Source organism: Segatella copri, assembly GCF_949820605.1.
Classification (GTDB): domain Bacteria; phylum Bacteroidota; class Bacteroidia; order Bacteroidales; family Bacteroidaceae; genus Prevotella.
This window is the reverse complement of sequence record NZ_CATKVU010000006.1, coordinates 1,105,595-1,123,669: the sequence shown is the minus strand read 5'-3', so window position 1 is coordinate 1,123,669 and position 18,075 is coordinate 1,105,595. Positions and strand designations below refer to the sequence as shown.

At 46.9% G+C, this 18,075-nt stretch carries 14 protein-coding genes; 11 read left to right on the top strand and 3 right to left on the bottom strand.

Annotated features, from left to right (window positions below):
- Positions 1 to 5: 5 nt before the first annotated feature.
- Positions 6 to 278 (bottom strand): hypothetical protein, encoded by a 273-nt coding sequence (locus RCO84_RS05745; protein WP_117586172.1) that lies wholly within the window; start codon positions 276 to 278, stop codon positions 6 to 8.
- Between the two features lie 194 nt (positions 279 to 472).
- Between RCO84_RS05745 and RCO84_RS05740 the strand changes: the two genes are divergently transcribed.
- Together RCO84_RS05740 and RCO84_RS05735 are read left to right on the top strand one after the other, a co-directional pair.
- The gene (locus RCO84_RS05740) at positions 473 to 2,122 is read left to right on the top strand and encodes a diphosphate--fructose-6-phosphate 1-phosphotransferase (protein ID WP_117586173.1); all 1,650 of its coding nucleotides are present in this window, start codon (positions 473 to 475) and stop codon (positions 2,120 to 2,122) included.
- 66 nt (positions 2,123 to 2,188) lie between these two features.
- On the top strand, positions 2,189 to 3,040 hold the full coding sequence (locus RCO84_RS05735) for a glycoside hydrolase family 25 protein (protein WP_144153356.1): 852 nt from the start codon (positions 2,189 to 2,191) through the stop codon (positions 3,038 to 3,040).
- 111 nt (positions 3,041 to 3,151) lie between these two features.
- On the opposite strand, the gene prmA is transcribed toward RCO84_RS05735, so the two are convergent.
- Complete coding sequence (prmA, locus tag RCO84_RS05730; protein WP_144153156.1) at positions 3,152 to 4,024, bottom strand: 50S ribosomal protein L11 methyltransferase; 873 nt, start codon at positions 4,022 to 4,024, stop codon at positions 3,152 to 3,154.
- A 40-nt stretch (positions 4,025 to 4,064) separates the two neighbouring features.
- On the opposite strand from prmA, the gene RCO84_RS05725 reads away from it, so the two are divergent.
- From RCO84_RS05725 to RCO84_RS05715, 3 genes are all read left to right on the top strand, one after another.
- The gene (locus tag RCO84_RS05725) at positions 4,065 to 4,283 is read left to right on the top strand and encodes a hypothetical protein (protein WP_317584299.1); all 219 of its coding nucleotides are present in this window, start codon (positions 4,065 to 4,067) and stop codon (positions 4,281 to 4,283) included.
- A gap of 11 nt (positions 4,284 to 4,294) precedes the next feature.
- On the top strand, positions 4,295 to 5,287 hold the full coding sequence (locus tag RCO84_RS05720; protein ID WP_317584296.1) for a hypothetical protein: 993 nt from the start codon (positions 4,295 to 4,297) through the stop codon (positions 5,285 to 5,287).
- A gap of 148 nt (positions 5,288 to 5,435) precedes the next feature.
- Positions 5,436 to 7,031, top strand: coding sequence for an OmpP1/FadL family transporter (locus RCO84_RS05715; RefSeq protein WP_317584295.1), 1,596 nt, complete (start codon positions 5,436 to 5,438; stop codon positions 7,029 to 7,031).
- 447 nt (positions 7,032 to 7,478) lie between these two features.
- Here the strand turns inward: RCO84_RS05715 and RCO84_RS05710 are convergent, their stop codons facing one another.
- Positions 7,479 to 9,572: a protein-disulfide reductase DsbD family protein gene (locus tag RCO84_RS05710; protein ID WP_317584293.1), complete on the bottom strand. Its 2,094-nt coding sequence runs from the start codon at positions 9,570 to 9,572 to the stop codon at positions 7,479 to 7,481.
- A 195-nt stretch (positions 9,573 to 9,767) separates the two neighbouring features.
- Between RCO84_RS05710 and RCO84_RS05705 the strand changes: the two genes are divergently transcribed.
- From RCO84_RS05705 to RCO84_RS05680, 6 genes are all read left to right on the top strand, one after another.
- Positions 9,768 to 10,172: a hypothetical protein gene (locus RCO84_RS05705; protein WP_317584292.1), complete on the top strand. Its 405-nt coding sequence runs from the start codon at positions 9,768 to 9,770 to the stop codon at positions 10,170 to 10,172.
- A gap of 133 nt (positions 10,173 to 10,305) precedes the next feature.
- The gene (locus RCO84_RS05700; protein WP_264899763.1) at positions 10,306 to 11,526 is read left to right on the top strand and encodes an efflux RND transporter periplasmic adaptor subunit; all 1,221 of its coding nucleotides are present in this window, start codon (positions 10,306 to 10,308) and stop codon (positions 11,524 to 11,526) included.
- A 55-nt stretch (positions 11,527 to 11,581) separates the two neighbouring features.
- Entirely contained in the window at positions 11,582 to 14,740 is a 3,159-nt protein-coding gene (locus tag RCO84_RS05695) for an efflux RND transporter permease subunit (protein WP_317584290.1), read from the top strand.
- Between the two features lie 20 nt (positions 14,741 to 14,760).
- Positions 14,761 to 16,041, top strand: a complete 1,281-nt coding sequence (locus RCO84_RS05690; protein ID WP_317584289.1) for a TolC family protein — start codon at positions 14,761 to 14,763, stop codon at positions 16,039 to 16,041.
- A 333-nt stretch (positions 16,042 to 16,374) separates the two neighbouring features.
- Positions 16,375 to 16,530: a hypothetical protein gene (locus RCO84_RS05685; protein WP_317584288.1), complete on the top strand. Its 156-nt coding sequence runs from the start codon at positions 16,375 to 16,377 to the stop codon at positions 16,528 to 16,530.
- 126 nt (positions 16,531 to 16,656) lie between these two features.
- A complete protein-coding gene (locus RCO84_RS05680) occupies positions 16,657 to 18,048 on the top strand; it encodes a hypothetical protein (protein ID WP_317584286.1) in 1,392 nt (463 codons plus the stop codon).
- The last annotated feature ends 27 nt before the right edge of the window (positions 18,049 to 18,075 follow it).

Here is an 18,075-nt window from a genome sequence, read left to right as displayed (position 1 = left end):
AAGGATTATGCCAGGTTTGAAATCTGGTCGATGATTTCGCTCACCTGCTTGTTGAAGTCGACTGTGAGTTTCTTATAATATTCACCCTTCGTGATTCCCGGTTCCGGGTGAGACACGCGGCTGATGTAATCGCCGTTAATCATGACGATAGCTGAAAGAATGCCATCCACATCTTCCTGTGTAGGCTTACCATTATACAAAGATGCAGCTACTGTTTCGGCGAAAAGTTCGCTTGTAATGTAGTTGATCGTGCGCTTTAAATCTCTTTTATTAGCCATAATTCTTTTCTCCTAATTAATGATTAATTAAAAATATCGCTCAAAGATAATCATTTTCTTTGAAATAACATCATTTTTTCGGAAAAAATGTATCTATTAACGCATTTTTAGCATTTTTCTTTCCGTATCTCGCAGAAAAGAGTTATTTTTGCAGATGTTTTTGAAGTTTCAACTAATTAAAATAAAAACGAATTATGGAAAAAAGTGCATTGCAGATTGCAAGAGCTGCTTATCAGCCAAAATTGCCTAAGGCTCTCCAGGGCCCAGTAAAGGCAGTTGAAGGTGCAGCAACACAGTCAGTAGGTAATCAGGATGAAATCAAGGCGTTGTTCCCTAACACTTATGGAATGCCTGTTATTACATTCGAGGCAGGTGAGGCTAAGGAACTTCCTGCTTTCAACGTAGGTGTTATCCTCTCAGGTGGTCAGGCTCCTGGCGGTCACAACGTGATTTCTGGTCTCTTCGACGGTGTGAAGTCTCTCAACCCAGCTAACAAGCTCTATGGTTTCATCCTCGGTCCTGGTGGTCTCGTTGACCATAAGTACATGGAGATTACTTCTGAAATCATGGACGAATACCGCAATACTGGTGGTTTCGATATCATCGGTTCCGGCCGTACCAAGCTTGAGAAGGAAGACCAGTTTGAGAAGGGTATTGAGATTCTTCGTGAACTCGGCATCAAGGCACTTGTCATCATCGGTGGTGACGACTCAAATACCAATGCTTGCGTTCTCGCAGAATACTATGCTGCCAAGAAGTATGGCGTACAGGTAATCGGTTGCCCTAAGACTATCGACGGCGACTTGAAGAACGAGCAGATTGAAACTTCTTTCGGTTTCGATACAGCCTGCAAGACATATTCTGAGCTCATCGGTAACATCGAGCGCGACTGTAACTCAGCACGTAAGTACTGGCACTTCATCAAGCTGATGGGTCGTTCAGCATCTCACATCGCTCTTGAGTGCGCTCTCCAGACTCAGCCAAACATCTGCTTGATTTCTGAGGAGGTAGAGGCTAAGGAAATGTCACTCGATGATGTGGTTACTTATATTGCAACTGCAGTAGCTAACCGTGCTGCTGAGGGCAACAACTTCGGTACTGTTCTCATCCCAGAGGGCCTGATCGAGTTCATCCCAGCTATCAAGAAGCTCATCGCAGAATTGAACGAGGTTCTTACAGACCCTGCAACAGGCGAGAGCCGTGAGTTTGCAAGTGCTGAGGAGCAGATTGCATTCGTTAAGGGTGCCATCGCTAAGGACAACCTCGCAGTATTGGAGTCTTTGCCAGCTGACGTAGCTCGCCAGCTTTGCCTCGACCGCGACCCTCACGGAAACGTACAGGTTTCTCTCATCGAGACAGAGAAGTTGCTTTCTCGCATGGTAGCTGAGAAGTTGGCTGCATGGAAGAAGGAAGGCAAGTTTGTTGGTAAGTTCTCTGCACAGCACCACTTCTTCGGTTACGAGGGACGTTGCGCAGCTCCTTCTAACTACGATGCAGACTACTGCTACTCACTCGGTTTCAACGCTTCACGCCTCATCGCTAACGGCAAGACCGGTTACATGTCAATCATCAAGAACACAACAGCTCCTGCAGCAGAGTGGATTGCAGGTGGTGTGCCAATCACTATGATGATGAACATCGAGCGTCGTAATGGTGCTAACAAGCCAGTTATCCGCAAGGCTCTCGTTGAGCTGGATGGCGCTCCATTCAAGTTCTTCGCTTCTAAGCGCGATGAGTGGGCTAAGGAAACAGCTTACGTTTATCCAGGTCCTATCCAGTACTGGGGTCCTTCTGAGGTTTGCGACCAGACCACAAAGACTCTCCAGTTGGAGCAGGCTAAGTAAAAAATAGAATAAATATTTTTTTATATGTCAACAAGACGAACGGCTTCTTCACAGAAAAAGAGTGCCATGGCGAGAAAGAAAACTCCTCGGCGTGGCGGCTCCCGTGGTAGAAGGCGTTCGTCTTCTTTTTTGCAACGCTATCCCCGTTGGGCGTGGTGGATAGGCGGAACGGCGGTTATCGTACTCTATGTCTTTCTGTTCTATCATTTCTTTGTAGGTCCAACTGGTTTCCGATGGCGTGCGCTTTATGGCGATGCTGAATATCCTGAAGGTTACGAGATTCATGGAATCGACATTTCGCATTATCAGGGCAAGATAGACTGGGAACAGCTCAAGAATGCGATGATTAAGGGTTGCCCTGTGCGCTTCGTCATCATCAAGAGTACGGAAGGTTCTTCACAGCTCGATGAGAATTTCCGCGAGAACTTTAATCAGGTTCGCGATTTCGGTTTCATCCGGGGGGTTTATCATTTCTGGAGCAATAAGTCGACAGCCCGAGAACAGGCTTATTATTTCCTAGACCAGGTTCATCTTACGGATGGAGATTTGCCTCCGGTACTGGATATTGAACATAAGCCGGCAGATAAGAGTGTGGAGGATTTCCAGCGTGATGTGCTTACCTGGCTGCATATTGTAGAGGATAAGTATCATGCTAAACCTATCATCTACACCTATTATAAATTCAAGGAGCAATATCTGAGTGCGCCTGTCTTCGATGATTATCCTTACTGGATAGCCCACTATTATGTTGACAAGGTTCAGTATAAGGGCAAATGGAAGTTCTGGCAGCATACGGATGTGGGCAAGTTGCCGGGCATTAAAGGCTACGTAGATTTCAATATTTACAACGGCAGTTATTATGAGCTCAAGCAGCTCTGCATAGGAAGCAATAATAATGAGAAGAAATTCATGGAATAAAGGTTGGACTTTTGGCAATATGCGAAAATCCAACCTTTATTCGTATGTTTTAATCTGATATTTCTGATTTCAGATTTTTCGTTCTGAATGTTTAGAATCAGAAAAGAAGCTTTATGAACCTAAAACAAGGCAGGCCCAATTGTTGTCAATCTGTCTGTTTATTTCATGCATTCCCAGTTCTTCTGCTTTCTCCAGGAGTACAGGAATATCTTCTTCGTAGAAGCCGCTCAGAACCAGGGTTCCACCGATGTTCATCACGCTACGGAAAGCGCGCATGTCGTCGAGCAGAATGTTGCGGTTGATGTTGGCTAGAACCAGGTCGAAAACGCCGCTGATGTGGTTGATTACCTGACTGTTGCCAAAGAGTACTTCCATGTTAGTTACGCCGTTGAGCACGGCATTATGCTTGGCATTTTCTACGCTCCACTCGTCAATATCGTAGCCTACCACGTCTTTCGCTCCGAGTTTTGAGCAGGTGAGGGCAAGGATTCCCGTACCCGTTCCGCAATCCAGTATGCGCTTGGTTCTGATAGGCATGTGGAGCAGCTGCGAAATGATCATGCGTGTGGTTTCGTGGTTTCCTGTTCCGAACGCCAGTTTCGCCTCAATACCTATTTCTATCATGTCGGGTCTGTTGCTCGTATCGGGATAGAGTTCGGGATGTTTCGCATCGTAAATCACCACCTGGTTGTCCACATAAATTGGTTCGAATCCCTGTTCTTCCCATTCCTGGTTCCAATCCTTGTCTTCTGCATCTTTCACCTCGTAGGTAATTTTCGTATCCCCGATAGGGAAATCAGCAATATAAGCATCCAGCATCTCCTTGTCGAAGAGTTCTTTCTGCACATACGCTTCCAGTCCGGTTTCTGTTTCTTCAAAAGATTCAAATCCGGCTTCGGCTGCACCATCGGCAAGCAGATCCTGAGAGGCCTGCATCAAGTCGGCAGTCGTTTCAATAGTGAATGTTGCTACTAAATATTTCATATTTAATTTGTATTAATTTCTTGTCTAAAAACGCCTTCGAATGTTCAAAAAAGCTAGATTTGTTTTAAATCTTCTGCAAAATTATAAAAAAATAGGGGAAAACCTACAATTATTTAGGGAAATTCTGTATTTTTGCATAAAGATAAGCAATATTTTTGCATCCAGATTATTATATAATCAGGAAATGGCTCTTTCTGGAGTATTTTTCCTGATGGTTTATGATGGATCTGGAAAGAGAAAAATGAAAAAAAATAAATAGGAGAACAGAATATGAAAAGAAAGTATCTTCTTGCAGTCCTTATCGCAGCTGCGATGCCACTCACTTCGATGGCACAGGACGATGACCTCTACTTCAATCCGAAGAAGGAGGCCAAAGAAAAGGCTGAAAGACGGGCTCTGCTCCAGCGCCAGTATGCTGAACAGCGGGCACGTAGAGATAGTGTTTATCGGCTGTTTTGGAGCGGAAGCGACCGTTCGGTAGATGAATACAATCGAGGCGGCAGAATCTTCAGCCATTATGAGAATGTAGGGAAAGATTCCCTGGGCAACGACATTATCCAGTTCCATGTGGGCAAGGGTGTGGCGCCCGACAGCATTTATGATGACGCTTACTTCGCCCAGAAGTATGCTGACAGGGATGAGGATTTCGTACGCACACGCGAGATGAGCCGATGGGACGGATTCTATGATCCGTGGTTCTACGATTATTATGGTTACGGTCCTTACTACTGGCGCAGCCGCATGTGGGGCTGGCACAATCCTTGGCGCTACGGCTATTATGCCGGCTGGTATGATCCTTGGTTCGACCCTTGGTACGATCCATGGTATTATGGTTACTGCGGCTGGTATGGTGGCTGGTACGACCCTTGGTATTATGGCTGGGGCGGCTACTACAATCCTTGGTATTGGGGCGGTCCGGTAATCGGGCATGTTAGCTATGGTGGACGCAATTCGGGCGGTTATGCAGGAAGCAGAACATACCGCTATAATGGCGATAAAGGCTATGCTGGCAACAGTACTTACCGAAGCAACAGAAACCGCAATTTCGGCGGTCGCATCAACGATAATGGCCGTTACAATAGCGTTCCCTACAATAATAATACCAACAACTTCGACCGCAGCAACTTTGGCGGATTCGGAAACCGTAGTGGAGCCAGTTTCGGAGGCGGATCGCATTCCGGTGGCGGAAGCTTTGGCGGAGGAGGCGGTAGCTTCGGAGGCGGTAGTCGCTCAGGTGGCGGCGGCTTTGGCGGAAGAAGATAGTCGCTTTTCTGTTTATAGTTTATAGTTAATAGCTTGGGCTTTGTTCTGAGGATGAAGACAATTTTCGAAAATGAAGATGTTCTTCAGGGAATGAAGATTTTCATCTGGGAATGAAGACCTTAAGAATTAAGTGAAGAATTAAGAGATTATGAAGAATTTAAAATATTTATTCCTGGCTTCATTGGGACTCATGTCAGCCCCAATGTTGGCTCAGGAAACTTATCAGGATACTAAGTTTGCAGAAAATTCCCTTACGGGTACTGCACGCTATGTAGGTATGGGTGGAGCTATGGAAGCCTTGGGCGCAGATATTTCTACCATTTCCAGCAACCCTGCCGGTTTGGGTCTGTTCAGAAAGAGCATGGCAAGTCTCTCTGCTGGCGTTGTGGCTCAGCCTGGAGCAGATACGGAACTCAAGTTCGATAATACTCCATTTGGCTTCGACGGAAAGAAATCGGTTCCTAGTTTCGACCAGATTGGTTTCGTTTGGGCTGCTACAAATGGCGATTCGAATGTAAAGCTCAACTTCGGTTTCAACTATCACAAGAGCACAAATTTCTCTCAGATTCTTTCTGCAGCCAATTATCTCAACGGAGCATCTCAAACCAAATGGGCTTCTGCCAAGACGGCTTACGCTAACAAATTGGATGAGCAGCACAAAGGAGATGGCGATCAGATTTGGAATGCTGTAGATGCTAACTATAAGGCGTTGATGGGTAAAGACGAGGAAGGAAACCAGAAGACCTACGATGGCCGTTCGTTCCTCTTTGGCCAGTATCAGAAGGGCTACATAGGCGAATATGATTTCAACATTAGCGTAGGTTTCAACGACCGCGTATGGTTGGGCTTCACCTTGGGCATTCATGATGTTCATTACCGCAGCAATTCTGTTTATACCGAGAATTATGTGGCCGATAAGGAGGCATACGGAACAGCTTGGGAAAGCCAGCGTATCACGGGTACGGGTTATGATGCAAAACTGGGTATTATCTTCCGTCCGGTAGAAGATTCTCCTTTCCGTATTGGTGCTTATGTCAATTCGCCAGTATTTTATGATTTGTCGATGGATGGAACAGCTGACCTGGAACTCGTTGACAAGAACATAACGGACGATAAGGGCAATCATGCTGAGGCTGGCAATACGAACAGTTCCAGCCTCGATTATCGTCTGAACACGGCTTGGAAGACGGGTATCAGCTTGGGGCACACCATCGGCGGCAATCTTGCCCTGGGTGCTACTTACGAGTATGCATGGTACAATCACATGGATAATCGTGTGAAGGATGGCGGTTATTATGATGGTTATTGGGGCGAATATTATGAAACCAGTTCAGGCGATGACCTCATGAATGATCATACCAAGCAGTCGTTGCAGGGCGTGAGCACGCTGAAGTTAGGTCTGGAATATAAGCCTGTTAGTATGTTGGCGCTCCGTCTGGGTTATAATTACGTTTCTCCGATGTTCAAGGAGAGCGCAGACCGCGACCAGACAATTCCTTCTCAGGGAACAATCTACGCCACCTCTACAGATTATACCAACTGGAAGGCGACTAACCGATTTACAGCTGGCGTAGGTTTCAACTACGAGAAGCTGTCTATTGATGTGGCTTACCAGTACAGTTGTCAGAATGGTGACTTCTATCCATTTGCAGCCTGGGAGGAGCTTGGTGCGAATGCAGCTCCTGCAACCAAGGTTGACAACAAGCGCCACCAGTTGCTGATGACCGTTGGCTATAGGTTCTAAAATGTGAAGGTAGGGGACTTATTGATTAAATAATGTGAAATCCCTATGAAAAAGCCCACTTCTTAGAAAAAAGTTGGGAAAAAGTTTGGCGGTTTCATATAAAAGCCCTACCTTTGCAATCAAGAAATCGGGATGATTTCGTGTCATAGATTAGGTTTTTAGATTAAAGGTGTTATTCACCTTATTTTCTAGGATTAAAAAATATTAGTTTTTTTAGTGGTTAATTTAGTTTTAGTAAGTATGTTTAGGGTCTGTTGTGAAACAGGCCCTATTTTTTTGTGCCTTTACAAAAAAATCCCCCAGCAGGATGGCTTGGAAACCATACCTGTCGGGGAAAGTAACAATCCTAAATAAATCTACCTTGAATAAACTAATCTATTGAAATTTATCCTTCATAAATCTACTTAAATGAACCAATATCGGCCTTATTAACTATAAAATCTTATATTATTTGTTTCTGTAATTATCCAGACCCTTGTTCAGGAAGTCGAGATAAGCACTAACATCTTCTTTGAAACTGAAGGCTGCTGCAAGAGGATTGCCATCGTTGTCAATAGCCACATAGAATGGCTGGGCATTAGCTCCAAACTTGCTTGCCTGCAGATAACTCCACTTGTCGCCAACTGTTCGTAGGGTGCGCTTCTCGCCATTAAACGTTACCTCCATAGGCTTAGGAAGAGGAGTCTTGTCATCTACATAAAGTGAGATGAGAACATAATCCTTTGTCAGCTTATCGGCAACCGATGGATCTGTCCAGACAGAAGCCTCCATCTTGCGGCAGTTTACACAACCATAACCCGTGAAATCAAGCAATACCGGTTTTCCGGAAGCCTTGGCAGCAGCCATTCCCAACTCATAATCCTTGTAAGCAGGCTCTACGGTCTTGGTGTTGAGGTTGAAGTCCTGTGTATTAATAGGTGGAGCAAATGCGCTCACAGCCTTGCAAGGAGCACCCCAGAGACCTGGAATCATGTAAACCGAAAATGCCAAAGAACAGAGACCCAACATGATGCAGGCTACAGGCATAGGCTTGTTGATATCGCCCCCGATTGCATCAACCTGGAACTTCAGCTTGCCGATGAGATAGAGACCCAACAGACCGAAGATGACAATCCAGAGAGAGAGGAATACCTCGCGGTCCATGATGTGCCAGCCGTAAGCCAGATCGGCTACAGAGAGGAACTTCAGAGAGAAGGCAAGCTCGACGAAGCCGAGCACAATCTTGATGGTCTCCATCCACGAACCCGACTTAGGAGCCGACTTCAACCATGATGGGAAGAGGGCGAAGAGGGTGAATGGGAGCGCCAGAGCAAGCGCGAAACCGAACATTCCCACGGTAGGAGCGAGCCAGTCGCCGGATGTAACGGTCTGAACCAGCAGCAAACCGATGATAGGAGCTGTACATGAGAAGCTGACCAATACCAGGGTGAAAGCCATCAGGAAGATAGAAATCATACCCGTGGTGCTGGAAGCCTTGTTGTCTACAGCATTTCCCCAACTGTCAGGCAATTTGATTTCGAACCAACCGAAGAACGAGAAGGCGAAAACGGCAAGCAGGAGGAAGAGAATGATGTTGAAAACGGCACTTGTGCTGAGCGCATTCAGGGTGCTAGGACCTGCGATGGCTGTTACGGCAAGACCCAAAACCAGATAGATGACTACGATGCTCAAACCATAAGTAATCGCATCGCGGATACCTTTCTTCTTATCGTTCTTAGCACGCTTCAGGAAGAAACTTACGGTCATCGGGATGATAGGCCAGATGCACGGCATGACGAGCGCAAGCAGACCGCCCACAAAACCGATGAAGAAGATGTAGAAGAGCGAATGGTTGGCGATGTCGTTAGCTCCGCCAAATGCCTGAAGTTCTTTAATAACCGGTTTCCATAAATCCTTGACGTTCAGATTTTCCATAGCAGATGACAAAGCTGCGGAATCTACGGGCTGAGTAGCACTATCGGTCTGAGTCAGGGCTGCGGCCTTGGCAAGAGAATCTGCCTTCATCTTGGCTGCAAGGGCAGGATCAATCGCCTTCGCATCATTTGCATTCAGAGCATCTTTTGCCCCAGCTGCAGGAGCATCAACGGCTGGTGATTTGCCGCTCTGCTTAAAACCAGCCTCGCTTGGTGGCAGACAGTTCTGGTCGTTGCAGGCGCCATACTCCAGATAGGCATCAATATGATAATTTGGTCGGGTAAACTTCACCTTCTGTACAAAGGTAACGCTACCTTCAAAATAACGGAGTTTCATCTCGAAGAGAGGGTCGAACTTTGCAATCTCTCTGCCGCGTGGCTGAAGTTTTCCTACGAGTTCAACACCTTCAAGCTTGTTTACGTTGAACGAAGCGGAAATCGGACCATCGCCACCCAAACCGGTAGAATAGACGTGCCATCCCGGTTGGATTTTTCCGCTAAACACGATTTCGGCCACAGCACTTCCGTCTGTTTTCAGCGAGCTGGTGAACTTCACAGGGTTCATCATCTGCGCCTGAGCCAGCATTACTACAAGGAGTAATTGAAAGATTAAAAATACTTTTTTCATTTCTATTTTTTAATTTTATGTTGCAAAGTTACTAAAAACTTATCATATTACGTATTCAAAGAGCGTTAAGGGTACTCGGTTTTAATTTTTTTAAGAAAAAATGCTAATTTTCTCAGTTTTATTTGGCTATTTCGTACTTTTAATGTAATTTTGCCGACAGAATAAAGCAATCCTAAAATTTGGAAACAGAATAAAATGGCAAAGAAGAAACTATACTTGTTCAGCCTCTTTGTGGCCACGATGAGTGTGCTGCTCTCTATGGTGGTGATGCATCATCATCACATGGGGCGTATATGTATGGTTGTAGAACGTTGTCAGCAGGATGGTAATTTCAACGATGAGCATACTGAGCATCATGAGAAAGAAGCCGATGGTTGCCGCGTGCATCAGCTGCACCATTTCGTAACCAACGGCAAGATCATGAAGGGCATTCAGAAACAGCTTTTCGATGGTAGCCATCTGCTTTCCATGCTTTCTTCTGAGTATTTGTTTATCCCAACCTCGTCGCTCGTTAGCGTGCGTTGGCAGCAGTTTGCAGCCAATCTCCCTTGCGCAGATGAAACGGCCATCAGTAGGCGAGGACCTCCTTCTTTTTGTTGATTTTCTGTAGTTAAAGCAACCAGGATGCAGCTTTTGCAACCGGATTGCAGGGTAAAGTGCGTACTTTTGCACCCGAAGTTTCTCGGGGGCGTACTTTTGCCTATCCGTAATTATGAATCAATAAAAAGAAAAAATGAAAAGAATTTTGGTGGTTGCCGTTGCGGCAATCTTAGCCTGGTGTGGTTTTACCCTTTTCTCAAACCACGCCGGTGCAGAGGCTCATGCAGCCGGACATGGTCATGAGCATGAACATGAAGAGGTGGATTTCGATAATATTCCGCTCTCTCAGAAACAGGTAGATGCAGTTGATCTGAAGATGGGCGAGGCGGTTGACCGCGTGATGGATGCTACGATTGCAGCCAACGGTCAGCTCGTTTTGCGCGCCCAGAACAAGGGCGATGTGGCTTCGCTCATGGGGGGCGTGGTGAAGGCTATCTATGTAAAAGAAGGACAGAATGTGAAGCGCGGACAGATTGTGGCTTTGGTTGAAAATACCGATGTGGTCAGTCTGCAACGAGAATATTATTCTGCCAGCAAGGAGTGCGAACTGGCTCTTGCCGACCTGGAGCGACAGAAACTGCTGAACAGGACCGGAGCTGGCGTCAAGAAGAATGCGCAGCAGGCTGCCAAGGAGTATCATGTGGCCCACGCCAACCTCATCGGCATCGGCAAACAGCTTGCCCAGATGGGCATTTCTACCGCCGCCGTTGCCAGGGGTAAGTTTACCACAGCCTTCCCTTTGTATGCTCCGATAGCGGGTACGGTTTCGCAGATTACAGCCAGTCTGGGCAGCTTTGCCGATATGCAGACGCCGCTCATGAAGATTCAGAACAACCAGGCTGTAGAGTGCGATCTGAATATTTATGAGAAAGATCTGCAGAAGGTTAAGCCGGGCGATAAGGTTTATCTCTCGCTTACCAATCAGCCGGGCGTGAAACTCGCAGGTCATGTTTACGGCTTAAACCAATACTTTAACGATAATTCAAAATCAGTTGCTGTTCATGTAAAAATAGATGCACAGTCTCTTAAAACGAGTGGCGTTCACGGCTCAGCCCGTCTCTTCGACGGAATGTACGTAAGCGGCAAGATAGCTACGGGCAGCCAGTCGTGCATCGCCCTTCCTTCCAAGGCAATCGTCACTACCGACGGCAAGCAGTTTGTCTTCGCTCTGAACGGCAAACCCAAGAAGGGCGAGTACAGTTTCTCCCGCCATGAGGTCATTACGGGCGTTTCGGATGGAGCTTATACCGAGGTAAAACTCTGCAAGCACCTGAAGCAGGAAGGAAAGAAGATTGTGACAGAAAACGCATATTATCTGGCTTCGCTCACGGGCGAGCATGCGGATGAGCATTAATATAATATAAGGTAAGCTTTTTCATCTATAAAAAGCTTGAATAAAACGACAGATTATGTTTCAGAAACTGATTACTTACTCCATTCGCCACAAGCTGGTGGTGGGAGTTTTCACGATAGCCCTTATCATCTGGGGCATCGTTTCGCTCATCCATCTTCCTTTCGATTCCACACCAGATATTACCGACAATCAGGTTCAGGTCATCACCCAGGCGCCTTCGCTCGGAGCGCAGGAGGTGGAGCAATATGTTACCACTCCGGTGGAAATGGCGCTTGCCAACATCCCCGAACTCAAGGAGCGCAGAAGCATCTCGCGAAGCGGACTCTCGGTCATCACCCTCGTTTTTGATGATGATGCCGACATCTACTGGGCTCGTTCGCAGGTAAGCCAGATGCTGACCCAGGTGGAGAAAGATTTGCCCAAGAATACGGAAACTGAGATGGGACCGATTGCTACCGGACTGGGCGAAATTTACCATTATACCGTGCGCGCCGAGAAGGGTTACGAGCACAAATATTCGCTTACCCAGCTGCGAACCATCCAGGACTGGATTGTGAGAAAGCAGCTCTCGGGAACTCCGGGCGTAGCGGAAGTGAGCGGCTGGGGAGGCTACGTGAAGCAATATGAGGTGGCCATCAACACAGATAAGCTCAACGCCTGCAATCTTACCGTGAGCGAGGTGTTTGATGCGCTCGAAAAGAATAATGCCAACACGGGCGGAAGTTACATAGAGGAAAACTCCAACCAGTATTTCATCCGCGGCATAGGCGTGGTGAAGAGTCTGGAAGATGTGGCGAATATCGCCGTCAAGACCGTGAACGGCACTCCTGTCAAAATAGGTGATGTGGCGAAAGTTCAGCTGGGTCACGCCACCCGTTTCGGAGCCGTTACCCGAAATGGCGAGGGCGAAGTGGTTGCCGGAATAGCCATCATGCTGAAGGGTGAAAACTTTCAGGAGGTTATCAGGAATGTGAAGCTGCGCATAGAGCAGATTCAGAAATCCCTGCCCGAGGGCGTGGTTATCGAACCCTTTATCGACCGAACCAACCTGGTTGACCGTGTGGAGGGAACCATCGCCCGAAACCTGATAGAAGGCGGACTCATCGTTATCTTCGTGCTGGTTATCTTCCTGGGCAACTGGCGGGCCGGACTGGTTGTGGCGAGCGTCATTCCGCTCAGCATGCTCTTTGCTTTCGGCATGATGAAGACCTTCGGAATCGACGGCAATCTGATGTCGCTGGGAGCCATCGATTTCGGTATGATAGTCGATTCTGCCGTCATTATCGTAGAGGCTGTTGTGGCCCATCTGGGCGTGAAGAGTATTGAGCGGAGGGCAAGAAATTCTTCCGATACTCCCATCCGTTTTTCCCAGGCAGAGATGGATGAGGAGGTTCATGATTCCGCTTCGCGCATCCGCAAGAGTGCGGCATTCGGCGAAATCATCATCATGATAGTTTACATTCCGCTGATGACGCTTGTGGGCATCGAGGGCAAGATGTTCCGTCCGATGGCGCTTACCGTTTTCTTCGCCATTCTGGGTGCCTTCATCCTCTCGCTCACCTATGTTCCGATGGCAAGTGCGCTCTTCCTGAGTAAGAAGGGACATGTGCGTAAAACTTTCAGCGATAGGATGATAGAGAAACTGCAGGGCTGGTACCGACCGGTTCTGGAATGGGTCTTGGCGCGATATAAGGATGTGATTACCGGCGCCGTTTCGCTCTTATGCATGAGTGCCGTAGCCTTCCATTTCCTGGGTGGCGAATTTATCCCGAGCCTGGAAGAGGGCGATTTTGCGGTAGAAATGACCATGTCGCAGGGCACGTCACTCTCGCAGATGGTAGAGAGCTGCTCCAAGGCGGAGAAACTTCTGAAGGCTGAATATCCTGAAATCAGGCAGGTGGTGAGCCGCATAGGTAGCGCCGAGATTCCTACCGACCCGATGCCTATGGAAAGGGCCGACATCATGGTGGCACTCAAGCCGAAAGCCGAGTGGACTTCGGCAGAAACTACCGCCGAACTGATGGAGAAGATGGAAGAAACCCTGAAGACGATTCCGGGCTTGGAGGCTGAGATTTCGCAGCCAATCCAGATGCGCAACAACGAGTTGCTTACGGGCATCAAGCAGGATGTGGCGATTAAGATTTTTGGCGACAATCTCGATGTGCTTACCCAGCAAGCTGATAAGGTTTCCAGAATGATCAGGAATGTGCCGGGCGTGAGCGGAATCTTCGTTGAAGAGGTATCCGGATTGCCTCAGATTCAGGTAAAATACAACCATGAACGCATGGCGGCTTATGGGGTAACTGTTGACGAAATCAACCGCATTCTCGAAACTACCTTTGCGGGCGCTACGACTGGAGCTGTTTACGAAGGCGACAAAAAATTTGACATCGTTCTGCGTCTTGATCCTAAGGAGCGCAACTTACAGTCGCTTCAGTCGCTCCGTATTCCGCTGGCTGGTGGCGAGAGCATTCCGCTTTCCCAGTTGGCTGATGTGGTTTACGAACCGGCTCCTGCTCAGGTTTCTCATGAGAATGGCGCCCGCCGCATCTACGTAGGTTTCAACGTGAAGGGTAGGGACGTGCAGAGTACCGTAAAGGATATTCAGACCATCCTCGACGAGAAACTGAAGCTGCCTGAGGGCTACTATTATAATTATGGTGGCGAGTTTGAGAATCTTCAGAGTGCCACCCAGCGTTTGCTCATCGTGGTTCCGATAGCGCTCATCATCATTCTGTTGCTGCTCTATGCCACGGTCAAGAATCTGCGGGAGTCGCTCTTCGTGTTCTCCGCCATTCCACTTGCCGCCATAGGTGGCGTCTGGGCGCTCTGGTTGCGCGGAATGCCTTTCAGTATTTCGGCGGGCGTAGGTTTCATCGCCCTCTTTGGTGTGGCGGTTCTCAACGGTATCGTGCTGATAGGTCAGATGCACCAGATGCAGAAGCAGGCGGCTGTGGTTCCTGAGGAGAATGGCGCAAGTTTGGCGGCTGTTATTCAGAGAAGAATTATTGACAGTTGCATGATTCGTCTCCGTCCGGTTCTGATGACGGCCCTGGTAGCCTCTATGGGTTTCCTCCCGATGGCATTATCCCATGGCGATGGAGCAGAAGTCCAGCGTCCTCTTGCCACGGTTGTGATTGGTGGTCTCATTACCAGCACGCTCCTCACGCTCCTGGTTCTGCCAGCCATCTACAAGATGTTTACGAAAAAGTAAGATTTCAAGATATGAAAATAATGAACAGAAAAAAGATAACAGAAAATAGGGTGGTGGCTTGTTTTGCCGCCATCCTTCTCCTGCTGCCATCCCCAGCAGGAGCCCAGCATTTTGATACTCATATTGCGGGCAGGAAAGTAACCCTGCAGGAATGTTTCGATTTGGCTGCCCGACAGAACCTTCAGATGCAGGCAGGAAAGAAGTCAATAGAACGTGCTCAGGTAATGCAAGGAACGGCTTGGGAGCTGGATAAAACCGAGGTTGCCTTTTCGCAAAACCCAGCCACGGGAGGCGAATCAGACAACGGCTTTACCTTTACCCAAAGCCTCGATTTTCCTACCGTCTACGCCTCGCGCCGCAACCAGCTCAAGGCTGAAACCCAGGCTGAAAAGAGCCGCTTGAATGTGGTAAGCCAGCGTCTAAAGGCTGAAATCGCCAACACCTATTATCAGATGCTTTATCAGGCTCACAGACTTCAGATATTGCAGCGAATCGACTCAGTATTAGAGCGTTACAGCAAGATAGCTGAAATGCGTTACAAGGCAGGAGAGAGCCGCCAGCTGGAATATCTCTCTGCCGACCGCAAATGCAACGAAAACCGCCTGGAAATGGCTGATGTGAAGAGCGAAATCGAGCGTCTGCAAATCGACCTCATGTCGCAGCTCAACACGCAGGAGCCCGTAAAACCGGCAGAAGAGAATCTCTCGGCCATCGCAGCCCAGAATCTCAGTTCCTATCATTATCAGCAGTCAGCCGACGGCCTTTACCAGCAGGATAAGCTCATCGCTATCGACAAGGAAATCAAGGCAGCCAAGGCGAGTTTTGCTCCGAGTTTATCCTTCTCTTTGCGCACCCAATGTGTCATTTCCAGTTGGAATCCATACAACATAGACCGTTCGAGATTTGCCGAGGGCAATTTCTTCGGTTTCGAGATTGGCGTAGGCATTCCTTTGTTTTATGGTTCTACGAAGGCAAAGGTCAAGGCAGCTCAGAAAGACCGTGAATTGGCTGAAATCGAAATGCGTCAGGAGCAGACTGAGAAAGAGCGCGATTACCGTCTCTGTACGAAGCGCCTGCAGGCAGCATCCAACCGTCTGAAATATTACGAGCAGAACAACCAGGCTCATTCTGCGCAGATTTCGAAGTTGAGTGCGATAGAATATGAAAATGGCGAAATTTCGTATATTGAATACGTGAATGCCATTGAGGAAACCATCGATGTTCTGATGAAGCATGCCGATGCGATTAATGAATACAACCAGGCAGTCATCGCTATCCAGCGTCTTACGGGCATGATGTAAGATTCGTTCTGAGATTTTTCTTTTTGATTGAAATGAGAATTAATCTCAGTACAGGCAGAAAGGAAGAAATGATCAGAAAGGGGTGAACCGGTTCCATTTTCAGGTTCCAAATTTCACCTCTTTCTTTTTCTCATAACACCTATTTACCATAATACCTGTTAGAATTAAAAAAGAGGAAAGCAAAAAAGGGGGAATTTTTCCGTTGTCAGCCACTCATGATTTCATTCCGATATTTTCATTTTCTTCATTTCAAAATTCTCCCTTTTCATGATATTCAGGTTCCTTCAGTTTTCCTGCGCTAAATAACACATTTTTGATAAACCACCAAGAAAAATGCTCAAACAAGTGATGGAATCGCTTGGAACGGAGGCGAGAGAGGAGAGATTGGAGGCGAGAGAGGAAAGATTGGAGGCGAAAGAAAGAGTGGAATATAGGAAGGAGAAAAGGAGAATCTTTATTAAAAGCTGCACAAAAAAGGGCGAAATCTAGATTTTTTGTTACGAATAATGTTAAAAATGTTACATTTTAATGCTAATAGGAATTTATTTTGTAACTTTGTACTCCGGACGGCCGTAATAACTAAATTCAGCTTTCCAAAAATCTAAATACCAAACAATGGGAGATTTAATAAAAATAGTTGGGGTACAATATGCAGTAAATTCTAACCACGTAAAAGGTGAGGATATGACTGCACAAGAACAACAAAAAACAATAGAATTTCTGACCATGCTGGACAGAAAGCACCCCTATGTTTCGGTAAAACCCGAACCTACTAACGAAACTGATGAAGAAGCTTTTGTTGCGCGCTTTGCGAGTCGGAAGGCAGGCTATGTACGTAATAGAGAAGAATATAAATCATTGGCTCAGGCTGCATTGACAACCAGCGGACGGGGTTATTTCCGCGCTCGGGTTAAGGAGGTTATAATTTCTGCAGAGGGCTATTTTTTTGTTGAAGCAGAAACTGATTCTACTCCAATTGTGCCCATCTTGCATAAAGACCATTGGAAAGAATGGGAGCCGCTCCTGCCTTTATTTCCTATGACAGAGGAGTTTTTATGCGTAGAAGATGCTACGATGATGATGATAGATATTCTGAGACATGAGACGTTAACTTCTGATGAAGAAGAGGAGCTTCAGGAATACACAGAGACTTTAATAGCAATGGGAAAATACGCTCTATGGTACGAAGCGAAGGAGGAAATAGAGAATGTCATAAAAGCTATGGAAGCAAAAAAGGGCGACAAGATGCGCTATATGGCGAATGAACTAGAACACTTATTGAGCGGTTTATGCAATGAGGGTCGCCAGAAGAAGCTCCGCAAAAGCTGGCTCCCCCATCTACTATCCACCCATGAAGCAGAAAGGGCATGGCATGACTGGTTGCACTTAAAAGGTGCCGACTGTCATAAACCAGATAATTTGAAAATGATGTCATGGTTGGAAGATATAGAGACAGAACTTTCCAATATTCCGGCATTGGCTCCTTATTCCAATGATGATAAGATAGCCATGCTCATACGCGCTCACTACACACGCATTCCATTAGATAAGTATCGCCAATTGCTTACCGCTTTCGTGATTAGAGACCGTCTGCGCATGCGTTTGGGGCTGCCAACAAACAGCTTTGCTCCTACCCCATCTCTAACAAGCCAGAAGGAAGACTACCTTATTGATAAAATCATCAAGTACAGCCAAACTCTAGTCAGACGAGAAGATGTTGAGGTTTTGCAGAGATTCATCTACCACGAGATTTCATATTTACCCCCAGAGTATAAACTTCGGGTTGACAATATGACTGAGCGTTTCCTTTCTGAAGAGGCAAGAGAAGGTATACAGATTAATGCCATCAAGGAACAGACGAAGGCTTTAAAAGAGGTGGCAAAGAAGCCTACGATTCAGGCAGAGCACTATCATGCAGGAGATTCTACATTTGATGTTCATAGTAAGCATCTGCATCTTGACCACCAGGAAGAAGGGAATTCTGCTCTGCTGCCATCAGAATTATAGACATACAAAAATATTACAAGAATATAA

What these genes read in the sequence shown, in the direction of transcription:
- RCO84_RS05710 (WP_317584293.1), bottom strand. Translation starts at nt 9,572, where the DNA reads ATGAAAAAAGTATTTTTAATCTTTCAATTACTCCTTGTAGTAATGCTG.
- RCO84_RS05745 (WP_117586172.1), bottom strand. Translation starts at nt 278, where the DNA reads ATGGCTAATAAAAGAGATTTAAAGCGCACGATCAACTACATTACAAGC.
- RCO84_RS05705 (WP_317584292.1), top strand. Translation starts at nt 9,768, where the DNA reads ATGGCAAAGAAGAAACTATACTTGTTCAGCCTCTTTGTGGCCACGATG.
- RCO84_RS05735 (WP_144153356.1), top strand. Translation starts at nt 2,189, where the DNA reads ATGGCGAGAAAGAAAACTCCTCGGCGTGGCGGCTCCCGTGGTAGAAGG.
- RCO84_RS05725 (WP_317584299.1), top strand. Translation starts at nt 4,065, where the DNA reads ATGTTCAAAAAAGCTAGATTTGTTTTAAATCTTCTGCAAAATTATAAA.
- prmA (WP_144153156.1), bottom strand. Translation starts at nt 4,024, where the DNA reads ATGAAATATTTAGTAGCAACATTCACTATTGAAACGACTGCCGACTTG.
- RCO84_RS05715 (WP_317584295.1), top strand. Translation starts at nt 5,436, where the DNA reads ATGAAGAATTTAAAATATTTATTCCTGGCTTCATTGGGACTCATGTCA.
- RCO84_RS05680 (WP_317584286.1), top strand. Translation starts at nt 16,657, where the DNA reads ATGGGAGATTTAATAAAAATAGTTGGGGTACAATATGCAGTAAATTCT.
- RCO84_RS05685 (WP_317584288.1), top strand. Translation starts at nt 16,375, where the DNA reads ATGCTCAAACAAGTGATGGAATCGCTTGGAACGGAGGCGAGAGAGGAG.
- RCO84_RS05690 (WP_317584289.1), top strand. Translation starts at nt 14,761, where the DNA reads ATGAACAGAAAAAAGATAACAGAAAATAGGGTGGTGGCTTGTTTTGCC.
- RCO84_RS05720 (WP_317584296.1), top strand. Translation starts at nt 4,295, where the DNA reads ATGAAAAGAAAGTATCTTCTTGCAGTCCTTATCGCAGCTGCGATGCCA.
- RCO84_RS05740 (WP_117586173.1), top strand. Translation starts at nt 473, where the DNA reads ATGGAAAAAAGTGCATTGCAGATTGCAAGAGCTGCTTATCAGCCAAAA.
- RCO84_RS05695 (WP_317584290.1), top strand. Translation starts at nt 11,582, where the DNA reads ATGTTTCAGAAACTGATTACTTACTCCATTCGCCACAAGCTGGTGGTG.
- RCO84_RS05700 (WP_264899763.1), top strand. Translation starts at nt 10,306, where the DNA reads ATGAAAAGAATTTTGGTGGTTGCCGTTGCGGCAATCTTAGCCTGGTGT.